We start from the raw sequence: 14,777 nt of genomic DNA, 5'->3' as shown, positions 1-14,777 counted from the left end.
GGAGAGCGACAAGGGGACGGTATAGTCCCCTTGTCCATTGCGGGCGGCCTCCCGGCCCAAGCCGGGGGGATCAGCCGAAGTCGAACAGGCGGGACATCAGCACGGCGTCTTCCCGATCCTGGCCGGTGCCGTAGTAGTCGGCGCGGCGGCAATACTCGGCAAACCCCTCGCTCTCGTAGAGGCTGATGGCGGTGCGGTTGCCCGCCCGCACCTCCAGGAACCAGGCCTCGGCCCCCTTCCCCTTGCTGCGGACCAGATATTCTTTCAGTAGCGCCCGGCCCAGCCCCTTGCCCTGAAACTCGGGGTGCACGCAGATGTTCATCAGGGAGCTGTCTCCCGCCACCAGATCCGAGATATAGAAGCCGGCGGGGCGGCCCTCCACCAGCATCAGGCAATTGAGATAGCGTGGCCCGAAGCAGGAGAGCAGGTTGGCCTGGCTCCAGGGCTCCTGGTGGGCGGCCTGCTCTATGGGATAGATGGCATCGAAATCGGATTCGAGCAGGGGACGAAAGCTGGGCAAGAGGTCAGACATGGTTACTCCGGACGGGATTCGGACTTGCGACGGACGGCATGGTCATGCCATGGTCGTGGCTTCAAGGGATTTGGCGGGCGGACGCTTCAACCGGGCTGGTGCTGCCGGCACTGCTGCCACAGGGCGCGCTTGTGCGCCGCGCTGGGCTTGAGCGGGCAGACGAGGGCATGGGGCCAGCGCGGATCCGGGGCCGTCAGCCAGAGCAGGGGGGGCGTCATCCCCTCGGGCAGCTCGCCGAGCAAGGAGACCTCGTCCGTGCCTATGCCGAGGCACTGGCAGATATCCCCGAGCAGGGAGGGCGCGGGCAGCGCCTCGGCCTGCAGCCACAGCTTGCCGGTCGGCACCGCCACCGGCTGGCGTGGGGTCGCCGCATCCTCTGCCGCCAGGGTCACTGGCGGGTGCTGGGTTGCCGCATCCTCTGCCGCCATGTTTACCGGCGGCTGGGTTGCAGCAGCTTCTGCCGGTTTGCCTGGCAGGCCCCGGGCTCTCAGTTGCCAGAGGGGGATGCCCATCCTGGCCAGGATGCGCTGACGCAGTGGGTCCAGCAGGGGATCTTGCATGCGAAGGCTCACTCTTGATCTGCGTTGGGGTAAATTCTGATGCGCAGAGTACACTCTCGCAGGTTTTGCTGCACCCCCTTGCGTGCCGGGATTGTCCCGCCAGGGCCGTGCAGGATCCCGACCCCGACCGCGGGATGAACAGATTCAACAGACTATGACAGTGAGGCGGGGCCTGAGGCCGGACCCCGCAGACACTGATGACAATACCAGCTTCGGAACTGTGCCTATGCCGCCTTTAGCCCAGAATACTGTTCGTGCCACCCCCATCCATGAGCGCCTGCCACGGCTGCTGGCCGCCCTCGGGGAGGGGCTCTATGAGCGCCAGGACGCCCTGCGGCTCGGCCTGCTGGCGGCCTTGAGTGGCGAGAGCGTCTTCCTGCTGGGCCCACCCGGCATCGCCAAGAGCCTGATCGCGCGGCGCCTCAAGCTCGCCTTTCACGATGCCCGCCACTTCGAATATCTGATGACCCGCTTCAGCACGCCGGAGGAGGTGTTCGGCCCCCTCTCCATCCAGGCGCTAAAGGAGGATGGCAAGTACCTGAGGCTGACTCACGGCTACCTGCCGGAGGCCGAGGTGGTCTTCCTCGACGAGATCTGGAAGGCGGGCCCGGCCATCCTCAACACCCTGCTCACCGCCATCAACGAGCGGCAGTTCCGCAACGGCGACAGCCAGCACCCCATTCCCATGCGGCTGCTGGTGACCGCCTCCAACGAGTTGCCCGCCCCGGACAGCGGGCTGGAGGCGCTCTACGATCGCATGCTGGTGCGGATCTGGATGGACAGGGTGCAGGAGAAGTCCAACTTCCAGGCCATGCTGGCGAGCGATGGCCAATCCCACCAGAACCTGCCCCCCTCGGTGCAGATCCGGGGGGAGGAGTACGACGCCTGGCAGGAGGAGATCGAGCAGGTGCGCCTGCCCGACGCCTGCTTCGAGCTTATCTACCAGCTGCGCCAGCAGCTCGACAGCCAGCTGGGTCACGGCTGCTATGTGTCGGATCGGCGCTGGAAGAAGGCGGTCAGGCTCATCAAGGCGAGCGCCTTCTTCAACGGCCGCGACGAAGTGGCCCCGCTGGATCTGTTGCTGTTCAAGGATTGCCTCTGGCACGACGAGGCCTCCCGCACCGCCTTGCTGGAGATGATCGGCGAGTTCTCCCGCCTCTACGGCTACCAGCAGCTGGTGCTGACCCGCGAGCTGCTGGCCCTGCGCGAGCGCTTCAAGCAGTTGAGGGGGGTCGTCGCCCAGCGCCTCGCCTGCAAGGCGGTCAAGCGCAAGCAGTGGTTCGGCCGCCGCGCCCGCGGCACCGAGTTGCCGCTCGCCAACGCCAAACCCTTCGGCAAGCAGGTGCACTTCCAGCTGCTCACCCCGGCGCCCCTGGATGGCGGGGATCCCGAACGGCTGACCGAGACCCTCACCTTCGATCGCACCCTGCTCTCCCACTGGCACCCCAACGGTGAGGCACTGGTGGGCTGGCCCCTTGGCAACCCCAAGGAGGGGCACTACGAGCTGGTGCTGGACGAGCAGCTGCGGCTGCACGTGCTGGATGTCCAGCGCCAGCCCGTGCCCCTGGTGCTGGTGGAGCGAACCCCCATCCCCGAGGTGGTGACGGCCCCCTGGCAGGCCGAGCTAGGTGAGCTGGCGAGCCAGGTTGTCCGGGTGCAGCAGAGCCTCAAGGGCCAGCGCAGCCTGTTCGATCGTCACCAGCCCCATCTCTTTGTCGGGGAGCACTGGCTGCGCCAGGTGGAGGACAGCTTCTTCGTGCTGAACCGGGACTTGGAGCGGCTGGGCGAGGAGCTGCAGCAGTGGCGGGATCGCCTGCCCAGGCTGGATGCCTGATGCTCTCTGGACTGACATGGGACCAAGTGTTTGGCCGCCTGCCGTACCGGCAGCATGGCTTTGTGCGTCCCTTGCATAGGAAGTGCCCATGCTAGAGATCGGCATGATGGATCTGGGGCTCCTCATTGGTGAGGGGGAGCTGGCGGGGGAGATGGCGCTGCTGCTGGCGTCCACCCCCAAGATCTCCGAGTTCCTCAAACGCTCCCCGCTGCAGGGCAAGCTGCTGAAAAAACGCATCCAGCACTGGAGCGAGCAGCTCGGCGAGGAGATGCGCCACAAGCCGGTGCCGGTGGCCCTCGAACGAGAGTACCTGCTCTATCAGTCCCACAGATTGCTGCCTTTGCCCGAGCTGGTGGGGCGGCTGCCGGCCCTGCTGGAGGCGCTGGAGCAGCACAGCCCCTTCGCCGGGGATGCCCGCAGCCTGGTGCGCCAGATCATGGTGCAGCCGACCGAGGGGCTGCGTCAGCTGTTCGTGGAGAAGTGGCGGGCCAGCCTGGTGGGCAGCCTGCTGCAGTTGCAGCAGCAGATCGCCGAGGCGGAGCGGGAGAAGCAGCGCCAGGAGATAGAGGATCAGTTGCTGGCGAACCGGACCCTGGCCGATGCCCTGGATCCGCACCAGATCTCGGCGGGTGGACTCTGGGATCTGGCCCAGGGCAGCTGGCACAAGCGCAGCCTGGTGCTGGTGCAGCAATATGCCCGCATGCTGCAGCGCGAGCCCCTGCTGGGGGAGATAGCGGCCCTGCTGGGACGCAGCGAGCGGGATCGGCGGACCGACACCCGGACGCTGCCCCCTGTGCCGATGCACGAGCTGGAAGAGGTGCAGACCGACGACGTGCCTGACGATCTGGTGGGGGTGCACCCGGCCAGCGATCTGATGCGGCTGTTGCCGAGCGAGGCCGTGATGCTGGCCCTGCCGGAGCTGGAGCTGGAGTTCTATCGCCGCTATCTGGAGCGGCGCCTGCTGAGCTATCAGTCTCGCGGCACATTGCCGCGCCAGCGCCTGATGCAGCGCTCCCCGGAGCAGGGCGGGCAGGAGGTGCAACCGCGGGGCCCCTTCATCGTCTGCGTCGATACCTCGGGTTCCATGGGGGGCTATCCGGAGGAGTGCGCCAAGGCGCTCTTCCTGGCCCTGCTCAAGCTGGCGATGGACGAGAAGCGGGGCTGCTATCTAATGTTATTTTCCACCGAGGTGGCGACCCTGGAGATCACCGCAGACACGGGTCTGGACAAGGCGGAGCGCTTCCTCTCCATGAGTTTCCACGGCGGCACCGATCTGGTGCCCTGCCTGGATCAGGCGCTGGTGCAGCTGGAGCAACCGGACTTTGCCAAGGCCGACGTGCTGGTGATCTCTGACTTCATCGCCCAGAGTCTGCCCCATGCCCTGCTCGATCGGATGAACCGGCGGCGAGCGCAGCAGACCCGCTTCCACGCCGTCGCCATGTCCAGGCATGCCAAGTCGGCCATCCTGCGGGTGTTCGACAACAGCTGGTTGCTGGACTGCGGCCTGCGGGGCCGGTTGCTCAGGCGCTGGCAACGCAGCTAGGGGCAGGTCGGCGTCAGCCGCCTTGCCTGTGGTAGAGGCCCCGCTCGCTGACCTGATCCTGATCCAGCAGCGGCTGGCCGCTCGGCCTGGCGATATAGAATCCCCGTTTGCCGCTGCGCTTGACCCTGTACATGGCCTGATCGGCCCGGGCCAGCGCCGTGCTGAAATCATCCTGGGGCCGGATGGCCGCTATCCCCATGCTCATGCCCACGGCCGCCTCCCCATTGGACAGCTCGAACGGGGTGGCTATGGTGTCGACACACTGGCGGGCCAGGTGGCTGGTCCTGGGATCCTCGCTGGGCCAGGGCAGCAGCAGCACGAACTCATCCCCCCCGAGCCGACCCAGCCTGACCTCCTCGCCGCAGCAGTGACGCAGCCGCTGGCTGAGGGCCACCAGCAGCTCGTCCCCGGCGCGGTGGCCCAGGTTGTCGTTCACCTGCTTGAAGTCATCGAGATCGATGAAGCAGATGGCCCTGTGCTCCCCCGGGAACTGGCGGTGCATGGCGGTGCGATTGAGCAGGCCGGTGAGGGGATCCCGGTGGGCCAGCTGGGCCAGCTGCTGCTCGTACTCCTTCTCGTGGGTGATGTCGATGTGGGTGCCCATCACCCGCACGGCGTTGCCCTCTTCATCGCGCTCCACCACCCGGCCGCGGTCCAGCACCCAGGTGGTCTTGCCATCCTTGCCGATCATCCTGTGCATCACCTGATAGAAGGGGCTCTTGCCCTCCAGGTGGTCGAAGAAGGCCTGCAGCACCCGCTCCCTGTCTTCCGGGTGCAGATGCTCGCGCCAGATGTCGAAGTGGGCGGACAGCTCCTTGGGCTGATAGCCGAGCATGGATCCCCAGCGTCGGTTGAAGATGATGAGCTTGCCGGTGGGAACATGGTTCTGCCAGATGCACAGGCCTGTGCCGTCCATGGCGGCATCCAGCTTCTCCCGTGCGTCATCCGCGATGCGTTTGAGGCGCTCGTTCTCCAGCAACAACCTGTCGTAAGCCTCCCGCAGCTCCTCGTAGGTCATTCATCATCCCTTCCCTTGTGTCAGTTCGCTTATAGTCGATGCAGACTTTCCTTCTGTAAAGAATGAGATAGCGGGAGTGAGCGCTGACACGGCAATGCATGCCTTGGCTGTGCGCCCATGACAAGGAGGGATATGATTGGGGCGGTGGGCACGGCGTCCGGGCCATCGAACGGGGAGACTGAATCTGCATGAAGATCCTGACGGGCATTAGCCTGCTGTTATGGCTGGGAGTGACACCCGCCTTCGCTGTGTCTCCCCGGCTGACCGAGCCCGCGCTCTCCCTGGAGCTGCAGCAGCTGGAGGATGATGCCCCACCCCTGCAGGTGTTTCGCGACCGTGTCGCCGCCCTGGTTGCCCACCTCGATGACTACCCGCCCGAGGTGCAGGGGCGCATCGCCCGCCTGCAGTGCTGGGCCCAGCCGAGCGAGCGGGACGAGGAGTTCCTGCGCGCCGTGCAGTTTGCCGACAAGGCGTTGGCTGAGGTGAGGGGCCGCAAGGACAGGGTCACCGAGAGCGGTCTGCTCGCCTGTCGCGGTTATCATCAGCAACTGCTCGGCAACATGGACGAGGCGCGGCAGGACTACGACGCCGCCCTGACCCTGGCGCGCAGGCTGGGGGATGAGCGGCAGCGGGCCGACATCCTCAACTTGCGGGGGGAGATGTACTCCTACCAGGGGGAGCTGGCCGAGGGGCTGATGGAGCTGATCGATGCCCATCGCCGTTACGAGACCCTGGGGCTGGAGAGCAAGGGGCGCGAGGTGCTGGCCAGGATCGCCAATGCCTATCGCCGGATGGGACTCTTCGAGCGGGCCGAGGGCTATTTCCAGGAGCTGGAGCACGACTACCGGACGCTGGGGGATCAGGAGCGGCTGGTGGATATCCACACCCAGCAGGGGCTGCTCTATGTGGACACGGCAGAGTACGACAAGGCGCTGCCCCTGATGGTGGAGGCCGAGCGCTACTATGAGGCGCAGCGGCAGGACGGTGTGCTGGCCTGGAGCAGGATAGAGCTGGCCACCATATTGCTCAGGCAGGGCAAGACAGCGCAGGCCATGGCCAAGCTGGAACAGGCCGCCACCTTGCTGCATCAGGGGGAGGGGGCGGACAGCGTGACCCTGGGTCACTGGCACATCGTCATGGCCACCGTGCTGGATGCCATGGGCAAACCGGCCGAGGCGCTGCGGCACCTGGACGAGGCCGAGCCGATTTTTGCCCGGGAGCAGAACCTGCGCTTCCTCGCCTGGGTGCACGAGGTGCGCGCCCGGGTGCTGGAACATCAGGGGCGGATCGCGGAGGCCCTGGCCAGCCTCAAGGCCTTCGTGCAGACCCGTCATGCACTGGATCAGCGGCTGCGGGAGCAGCGGGCCCTGCAGATGCGCTTCGAGTTCGATCTGGCGCGCAAGGAGCTGGAGAACCAGACCCTCAGATCCAGCCAGCAGTTGCAGGCAGAAAAGCTCAAGCAGTTGCAGGAGCGGCGCTACTGGCAATATCTGGTGGTGGTCCTGTCGTTGCTGGTCATGGGGGTACTGGTGCTCCATCAGCGCAGCCGCACCCGCAAGATGCAGCACCTCGCCATGACGGACGAGCTGACGGGCATTCACAACCGGCGTCAGATCCAGGCCAAGGGGCGCAAATGGTTCAGCCAGGCGCGCGAGAGCGGCAAACCCCTGTGCGTGCTGCTGCTGGACATAGATCACTTCAAGAAGGTGAACGACCGGCTCGGCCACCAGGTGGGGGATCAGGTGCTGACCGCGGTGGCCCATTGCATCGAGGAGCAGGTGCGCAGCCTGGACAGGGTAGGGCGCAACGGAGGGGAGGAGTTTCTGGTGCTGCTGCCCGATACCGAGCTTGAGGAGGCGGCCGAGGTGGCGGAGCGGGTCAGGATTGCGGTCTCCCGCCTCGTCATCGAGGGAGTGCCTGAGGATCACCCCATCCACGTCAGCATCGGCTGTGCCGAGTACAGGGCAGAGGATGACAATCTCGGGGAGCTGATACGCCGGGCCGACGAGGCCATGTACGCAGCCAAGCTGGCGGGGCGCAACCGGGTGGTGAAGGCGGCCTGATCCCGAACCGGCCTTCTGCCCCCTCATGCCGGGCTGGGTATTTTTCACTCGCGCGGGTATAATGTCGCGCAATTTTGCTTTGACTCAGGCGAGAAGGCCCATGTAACGCAGCGCTCCTCCTTTTTCCACCTGCGGGTTCCATGACCCGGCTGCGTGGCGTCGTTGTGTGCATGGGAGCCCTGATCCCAAGGTGCTGTCCCGCATTTATTCCCACGGGGGCCAAGGCCGCCGCTCAATAGAAGAACGTCGAATTATGTCAGCTGAATTTCTGAGTGAAGTCTCCAAGAGACGCACTTTCGCGATCATCTCGCACCCGGATGCGGGTAAAACCACCATCACCGAAAAAGTCCTGCTGTTCGGACAGGCCATACAGCGCGCCGGTACCGTCAAGGGCCGTGGCTCGGGCCAGCACGCCAAATCCGACTGGATGGAGATGGAGAAGCAGCGTGGTATCTCCATCACCACGTCTGTGATGCAGTTCCCCTATGCGGACTGTCTGGTCAACCTGCTCGACACCCCGGGTCACGAGGACTTCTCCGAAGATACCTACCGTACCCTGACCGCGGTCGACTGCTGCCTGATGGTCATCGATGCCGCCAAGGGTGTCGAAGATCGGACCCGCAAGCTGATGGAAGTCACCCGGCTGCGGGACACCCCCATCCTCACCTTCATGAACAAGCTGGACCGCGAAGTGCGCGATCCCATGGAAGTGATGGACGAGGTGGAGCGCGAGCTGAAGATCATGTGCGCCCCCATCACCTGGCCCATCGGCTGCGGCAAGTCCTTCAAGGGGGTCTATCACCTCTACAAGGATGAGACCTATCTGTATCAGACTGGTCAGGGCCACACCATCCAGGAGAAGCGGGTGGTCAAGGGTCTGAACAACCCGGAACTGGACGCCGCCATAGGTGAAGATCTGGCTGCCCAGCTGCGCGGCGAACTGGAGCTGGTGCAGGGCGCCTCTCCCGAGTTCGATCACGAGGCCTTCATCGCCGGCGAGATGACCCCTGTGTTCTTCGGTACCGCCCTTGGCAACTTTGGCGTCGACCACATGCTGGACGGCCTGACCGACTGGGCGCCGTCCCCCATGCCGCGCAAGGCAGAGAGCCGCGAAGTGGTGGCGACCGAGGAGAAGTTCTCCGGCTTCGTGTTCAAGATCCAGGCGAACATGGATCCCAAGCACCGCGACCGTATCGCCTTTATGCGTATAGTGTCAGGGACTTACAGCAAGGGCATGAAGATGCGCCACGTGCGCATCGGCAAGGACGTGAACATCTCCGACGCCGTCACCTTCATGGCCGGTGACCGCGAGCAGGCCGTCGAAGCCTGCGCCGGTGACATCATAGGGTTGCACAACCACGGCACCATCCAGATCGGCGACACCTTCACCCAGGGTGAAGATCTCAAGTTCACCGGCATCCCGAACTTTGCCCCCGAACTGTTCCGCCGCATCCGCCTGCGCGACCCCCTCAAGCAGAAGCAGCTGCTCAAGGGGCTGGTGCAGCTCTCCGAAGAGGGCGCCGTGCAGGTGTTCCGTCCGCTTATCAGCAACGATCTCATCGTCGGTGCCGTCGGTGTGCTGCAGTTCGATGTTGTGGTCTCGCGCCTCAAGAGCGAGTACAACGTCGAGGCCATCTACGAGGCGGTCAACGTCTCCACCGCCCGCTGGGTGGAAGGGACAGACGTCAAGAAGTTCGAGGAGTTCAAGCGCAAGAACGAGGTCAACCTGGCCCTGGATGGCGGTGACAACCTCACCTACATAGCCCCGACCATGGTCAACCTGCGCCTGGCTCAGGAGCGTCACCCGGACGTTCAGTTCCGCCAGACCCGCGAGCATTGATAACTGCGTCTTTGCCTGCTGGCTGACAAAAAAGAGACCCCGCTTCGGCGGGGTCTCTTTTTTGTGTCGTTTAGCCTGATAAGGACATGCGCCGGGGGCTATGGTCCAGCCTATTGCCGGTAGCAAACGGCCCTCACCCTGGCCCTCTCCCGGAGGGAGAGGGAACCATCTGATGCCTACCCGAAAGAGAGCGGAATCCTGTTTTTCACCCTTCTCCCCTCGCGGGAGAAGGGCTGGGGATGAGGGGGCGCTCTACTCCAGATCCAGCACCATGCAGATCTCGCAGGCGTCGTGGCCGGTGCAACCCAGCGGGCCCGGCAGGTGCTCGAAGCCGAGCGACTCGTAGAGGCTGGTGGCTTCTCGCAGATCGGCGGTGGTCTCCAGATAGCAGCGCAGGTATCCGAGGGTGCGTGCCTCCGCCAGGGCCTGCAGCACCAGCCGCCGCCCCAGCCCCAGGCCGCGCAGGGCGGGCAGGAAGTACATCTTCTGCAGCTCGCAGGTCCCGGCTTCCCCCGCCAGGGGGGCTATGCCGCCGCCGCCGAGAATGGCGCCGTCCGGCCCCTCTATGACCCAATACCGGCTCTGCTCGCCCTGATAGGTCTCATGGAGGAAGTCGAGATTGGGATCCGCCACCCCGTAGCCCTTGTCGGCGGTGAGGCCGTACTCGGCGGAGACGGCCCGGATCACGGCGGCGATGGCGGCATTGTCCTCAGGCGCTATGGGCCTGATGCGATAGCCCTGCTGGCGGCGGGCGCGGGAGAGGGCGCTGCGATAGAGCCGCATGCCCTCCCAGAGCCGCTCGCGCTCCTCGGGGGCGAGCTGGGCCAGGGTCTCGGCCATGGCCTCATCCATCTGCCGGTGCAGATCGTGGAGTTGCGTGCATCCCTGATCGGTGAGGGTCGCCTGCTTGCTGCGCCCGTCCGAGGGGTGCGGCTGCCAGGCGATCAGCTCCCGCTCTGCGAGGCGGGCCAGGGGGCGGCTGGCATTGGACTTGTCGATGCGCAGCCGCTCGGCCAGTTGCTGATTGGTGGCGGGGCCGCTCTCCAGCTCGATGAGCAGGTGTGCCTCCAGGGGGCTGAGGGCCAAAGAGCCGCACTGCTGGGAGAGCATGCCGAGTTCGCGTACCAGTTCCCGTGACAGGGCGCGCAGGGGGCGGGGATCCATCTTGTGAGTGTCCTTCTGGTTGTTACCTTCAACCAATATAGCCAACTGGTTGTTGATGGCAACTACTTTCCGAGGCAAAAGACGGGCACAAAAAAGGGCCCGGGAGAGGGGCCCAAACATTGGAAACCCGCGCCAGGGCGCGGATCCCATCCTTGGTCAGGAACAAGCTGGCCGGGCAACGGCGGCCCGGCCTGTGTATGGCTCGGATCTGGCGGCTTGCACCAGCTTCGACAGCATGGTGCCGGCCACAGAGCTGTCTCAGGGCGCGGCGCGGTTTATACCAATTCCGCCAGCATGGCCTCCGAGTAGGGCACCAGGGGCTCGGCGGCCTTGAGCTTGCTCAGGTAATCCGGGTTGGCGATGAGGGGGCGACCGATGGCGACGAGGTCGAAGCGATCCGCCTTGATCGCCTCGGAGGCGGTCTCGGCACTGTAGTTGCCGACCCCCACCAGGTGGCCGTCGTAGTGGGCGCGCAGGTAGTCGGAGGCGCGGCCATCCAGGTAGTCGAAGGTGAGGCTGTCATCGAAGATGCCGAGGTGCAGATAGGCCAGGGCGCGCTTGTTCAGCTCGGCCAGCAGATGGTCGAACACGGCGCGATCTGCCGGGCTGCCCGCCAGATGGACATAGGCGCCGGGGGAGAGGCGCAGGCCCACCCGCTCGCTGCCGATGCGGGCGTTGATGGCGTCCACCACCTCCAGGGCGAAGCGGCTCATGTTCTCCGGGGTCTGGCCGTACTGGTCGGTGCGCAGGTTGCTCGAATGGTGCAGGAACTGGTCGATGAGGTAGCCGTTGGCACCGTGGATCTCCACACCATCAAAGCCCGCCTCTATGGCGTTGGCGGCGGCCTGGGCGTAATCCTCGACCAGCTGGCCAATCTCGGCCACCGTCAGGGCGCGGGGCACCTGATACACCAGCTCGCGCATGCGCGGCACAGTGCCTTCATGGGCGACTGCGGACGGTGCCAGCACCTCGGCATGGTGGAAGAAGGGGTGGGAGAGGCGACCCACGTGCCACAGCTGGGCGAAGATCTTGCCCCCCTTGGCGTGCACGGCCTCGGTGACCTGTTTCCAGCCTGCGATCTGCTCAGGGCTGTAGATACCCGGGGTGTTGGGATAGCCCTGGCCGTCCGGGCGAATGATGGTGGCCTCGGAGATGATGAGGCCTATGTCGGCGCGGCGGCCATAGTAGGCGGCCATCTGCTCGGTCGGCACCAGTCCCGGGCCCGCCATGCAGCGGGTGAGGGGGGCCATCATGAAGCGATTCGCGAGGGTGAGGGTGCCGTTGAGGCGGTAAGGTTGAAACAGGGTATCCATGCAGAGCGTCCTCAGGGGGTGATTCTTGAATGGGCATTCAAGACGTTTTTTGGTTTGTACGCAAGTCTTTTTTGAACAAGCATTCAACATGGATTGGTCTTGCCTGCCTGCTGGGGTAAACTTGCCGCCCTGTTCCCCGGTACGCCGGGTCCTTGCCAGCGGAGATCCCATGCGCAGTGCCGAATTTGATCGGGACCTTGTCCTGCGAAGCGCCATGGAGGCGTTTCGTGCCAGAGGCTATGCCAAGACCACCATGCAGGATCTGGTGGCGGCGACCGGGCTGCACCCGGGCAGTCTCTATGCCGCCTTTGGCAACAAGCGGGGGCTGCTGCTGGCGACGGTCGATCACTATGTGCAGGAGAAGGGCGCCCAGCGCCGTCGCTGCTTTGATCAGCCGAGCCCGCTGGCCGGGCTGAAGGCCTTCTTCACCCAGCTGGTGGACGATGCCCTGCAGGGCTCCTGCCTGCTGACCCGCACCCTGATGGAGCTGGCGGAGCAGGACGAAGAGCTGCACCTGCGCTTCAAGGTCATCTATGGCGAGCTGGAAAGCGACCTGGCGCAGCTGCTGCATCAGGCCAGCGAGCGGGGGGAGCTGGCCCCCGGGGGCGACATCCCCACCCTCACCGCCTTCTTGCAGGTCAACATCCAGGGGCTGGTGACCTTCGCCCAGTGCCACCCAGACCGCGCCCTGCTGGGTGCGGTCGTCGACCAGCTGATGGCGGCCCTGACCCCCAGGCGCTGAATCCGGTCAGGCCCAGGCCCTATATTTGTCCCCGCTGCTTGCCCCTGCCTGCCCCCTCTTCCATCTTGATGGTGAGGATATCGGCAGGAGGAAAGGGAATGACCAGAAAGGCAACGTCTCGGGCTATATTGGCGCACTTCACCACGCCACGGCTCTCCATTGCGCAGCGGTTCGCCGCCGGCAAGGCCCTGCGGGAACAGTTTCCTCGCGAAGCGCACTCCTGGCTGCCGCCCGCACCCTATGACAGGGATCCCATCGCCGTGCTCAAGGCCCAGGCCGCCACTCGCTTGAAGCAGCTGGTGCCGGTGCGCCATGCCAGGATGCAGGAGTCCCCCTTCGCCTTCCTGCGCGGTGCGGCCGCCATCATGGCGGGGGATCTCGTCGCCACCCCCCACTCCGGCCTCATGGTCCAGGCCTGTGGCGATATGCATGTCGCCAACATCGGCCTCTATGCGAGCGCCGAGCGCAACCTGGTGCTGGCCATCAACGACTTCGATGAGACCCATCTCGGCCCCTGGGAGTGGGATCTCAAGCGCCTGGCCGCCAGCGCCCTGGTGGCGGCCGAGTACCTGGGGGCCGACGCCGCCCGCCAGCGGGAGGCGGCCAGGATGATAGCGACCGGTTACCGCACCAAGCTGCGGGAATACGGCAAGATGGGCTTTATGAGGGTCTGGTACGATCACATCGAACAGGCCTCGGTGCTCGACGCCTTCTCCGTCGATGCCCATAGAAGGGTCAAGGCCACCTTCGCCAAGGCCCGCAGCCGCAATCACCTGCAGGTGCTCGGCAAGATGACGGATCTGGTAGACGATCAGCACAGGATCCGCGAGCTCCACCCCTTCGTCATCCGCGAGACCCACACCGAGGACGGGGAGGCCGTCTATGAGGTGCTCGGCGAGTTGCTGGAGGCCTATCTCGCCTCCCTGCCGGAGGACAGGCGCATACTGCTGCGCCGCTACAGGGTCGTGGACGTGGCGCGCAAGGTGGTGGGGGTGGGCAGCGTGGGCACCCGCTGCTGGGTGATCCTGCTGACCGGCGCCGACGATGACGATCCCCTCTTCTTGCAGGTCAAAGAAGCGCAACCCTCGGTGCTGGCCCCCTATTTCACCTCGGAAGACGACAGTGGCAACCAGGGGCGGCGGGTGGTGCGGGGCCAGCGGATGATCCAGGGATCGCCGGATATCTTCCTCGGCTGGTGCGATCTCAGGGGCCGTCACTTCTACGTGCGCCAGCTGCGGGACATGAAGGGGGGCATCGACATCACCCCTGGCATGGTCAAGCCCCGCCACTTCGTCGAGTATTGCCAGCTGTGCGGCTGGGCACTGGCGCTGGCCCATGCCAAGTCCGGGGATGCGGCCCAGATCGCCGGCTACCTCGGCAAGTCGGAGGTGATGGATGAGGCCATCGCCGACTTCGCCGTGGCCTATGGCCAGCGCACCCGGGAAGATCACGCCCTGCTGCTGGCCGCCATCGCCCGCGGGGAGCTGCCGGTCGCCTCAGAGGCCCGTTGAGCGCTTTCCCTCACCCTGGCCCTCTCCCGGAGGGAGAGGGAACCGATCGAGGATTTGTTGGGCGTTGTGGGTTGGTCATGCAGGTTGAGCCAAGATTTTTCCACAGACCAGGTATCCACTCCCTTCTCCCACTCCATTGCAAAAGAATGGGAGAAGGATTGGGGATGAGGGGGCCAGTCACTGCAATGACAGTCTGATAAACGCCAGTACCCCATCCATCTGGCCCAGCACCTCGTTATTCCACACCCTGATCACCCGAAACCCTTCGCCATTGAGATAGGCGGTTCTGGCCTCATCCTGTTGTTGACCTTCCGGCTGGTTATGTTGCGAGCCGTCGACCTCGATCACCAGCCGCTGTTCCAGGCAGATGAAGTCCACTGTGTAGGGCCCAATAGGGAACTGGCGGCGGAATTTGAGCCCCTCAAACCGGCGATTGCGCAGCTGAAACCAGAGCCTCTGTTCGGCCAGGGTCGCCTCGGCTCTCAGTCGCTTGGCAAAGAGGTGGGTTTTCATGGGATTGATCCAGAGCTGTTTGACTCACTAGGTATATCGCTGAGTTTGTTCTTCGCCGTTGTCCCTCACCCTAGCCCTCTCCCGGAGGGAGAGGGAATTGATCGAGGAGCTGGTCGAGACGAGGCTAGGCTGTGTTCTTAAAGT

Annotated in this window: 12 protein-coding genes; 6 read left to right on the top strand and 6 right to left on the bottom strand. The window is 64.9% G+C overall.

Annotated features, from left to right (window positions below; genetic code table 11):
* Nucleotides 1-70: 70 nt before the first annotated feature.
* Complete coding sequence (gene rimI, locus G4923_RS17075) at nt 71-520, bottom strand: ribosomal protein S18-alanine N-acetyltransferase (RefSeq protein ID WP_163137789.1); 450 nt, start codon at nt 518-520, stop codon at nt 71-73.
* 98 nt (nt 521-618) lie between these two features.
* Nucleotides 619-1,092, bottom strand: a complete 474-nt coding sequence (locus tag G4923_RS17070) for a DNA polymerase III subunit psi (RefSeq protein WP_240455365.1) — start codon at nt 1,090-1,092, stop codon at nt 619-621.
* A gap of 226 nt (nt 1,093-1,318) precedes the next feature.
* Between G4923_RS17070 and G4923_RS17065 the strand changes: the two genes are divergently transcribed.
* Nucleotides 1,319-2,926 (top strand): ATPase RavA domain-containing protein, encoded by a 1,608-nt coding sequence (locus G4923_RS17065; protein WP_163137766.1) that lies wholly within the window; start codon nt 1,319-1,321, stop codon nt 2,924-2,926.
* 88 nt (nt 2,927-3,014) lie between these two features.
* Complete coding sequence (viaA, locus tag G4923_RS17060; RefSeq protein ID WP_163137765.1) at nt 3,015-4,469, top strand: ATPase RavA stimulator ViaA; 1,455 nt, start codon at nt 3,015-3,017, stop codon at nt 4,467-4,469.
* Nucleotides 4,470-4,482: 13 nt separating this feature from the next.
* Here viaA and G4923_RS17055 read toward each other — a convergent pair whose 3' ends face one another.
* The gene (locus G4923_RS17055) at nt 4,483-5,487 is read right to left on the bottom strand and encodes a sensor domain-containing diguanylate cyclase (RefSeq protein WP_163137764.1); all 1,005 of its coding nucleotides are present in this window, start codon (nt 5,485-5,487) and stop codon (nt 4,483-4,485) included.
* Nucleotides 5,488-5,675: 188 nt separating this feature from the next.
* Between G4923_RS17055 and G4923_RS17050 the strand changes: the two genes are divergently transcribed.
* Together G4923_RS17050 and prfC are read left to right on the top strand one after the other, a co-directional pair.
* Complete coding sequence (locus tag G4923_RS17050) at nt 5,676-7,550, top strand: GGDEF domain-containing protein (protein ID WP_205597196.1); 1,875 nt, start codon at nt 5,676-5,678, stop codon at nt 7,548-7,550.
* 250 nt (nt 7,551-7,800) lie between these two features.
* Nucleotides 7,801-9,390, top strand: a complete 1,590-nt coding sequence (gene prfC / locus G4923_RS17045) for a peptide chain release factor 3 (RefSeq protein WP_106887777.1) — start codon at nt 7,801-7,803, stop codon at nt 9,388-9,390.
* Between the two features lie 252 nt (nt 9,391-9,642).
* Here prfC and G4923_RS17040 read toward each other — a convergent pair whose 3' ends face one another.
* Together G4923_RS17040 and G4923_RS17035 are read right to left on the bottom strand one after the other, a co-directional pair.
* Nucleotides 9,643-10,554, bottom strand: coding sequence for a GNAT family N-acetyltransferase (locus G4923_RS17040; protein WP_163137763.1), 912 nt, complete (start codon nt 10,552-10,554; stop codon nt 9,643-9,645).
* A 275-nt stretch (nt 10,555-10,829) separates the two neighbouring features.
* Nucleotides 10,830-11,867, bottom strand: coding sequence for an alkene reductase (locus tag G4923_RS17035; RefSeq protein WP_163137762.1), 1,038 nt, complete (start codon nt 11,865-11,867; stop codon nt 10,830-10,832).
* A gap of 169 nt (nt 11,868-12,036) precedes the next feature.
* Between G4923_RS17035 and G4923_RS17030 the strand changes: the two genes are divergently transcribed.
* Both G4923_RS17030 and G4923_RS17025 read left to right on the top strand, forming a co-directional pair.
* The gene (locus tag G4923_RS17030) at nt 12,037-12,609 is read left to right on the top strand and encodes a TetR/AcrR family transcriptional regulator (protein WP_163137761.1); all 573 of its coding nucleotides are present in this window, start codon (nt 12,037-12,039) and stop codon (nt 12,607-12,609) included.
* Nucleotides 12,610-12,707: 98 nt separating this feature from the next.
* Nucleotides 12,708-14,120: a DUF2252 domain-containing protein gene (locus G4923_RS17025; protein WP_139743753.1), complete on the top strand. Its 1,413-nt coding sequence runs from the start codon at nt 12,708-12,710 to the stop codon at nt 14,118-14,120.
* A gap of 177 nt (nt 14,121-14,297) precedes the next feature.
* On the opposite strand, the gene G4923_RS17020 is transcribed toward G4923_RS17025, so the two are convergent.
* Nucleotides 14,298-14,633, bottom strand: coding sequence for an endonuclease domain-containing protein (locus tag G4923_RS17020; protein ID WP_106884885.1), 336 nt, complete (start codon nt 14,631-14,633; stop codon nt 14,298-14,300).
* Nucleotides 14,634-14,777: the final 144 nt, after the last annotated feature.

The sequence above is a fragment of the Aeromonas rivipollensis genome (genome assembly GCF_010974825.1).
Lineage (GTDB): Bacteria > Pseudomonadota > Gammaproteobacteria > Enterobacterales > Aeromonadaceae > Aeromonas > Aeromonas rivipollensis.
This window is presented reverse-complemented; position numbering and strand designations above follow the sequence as displayed.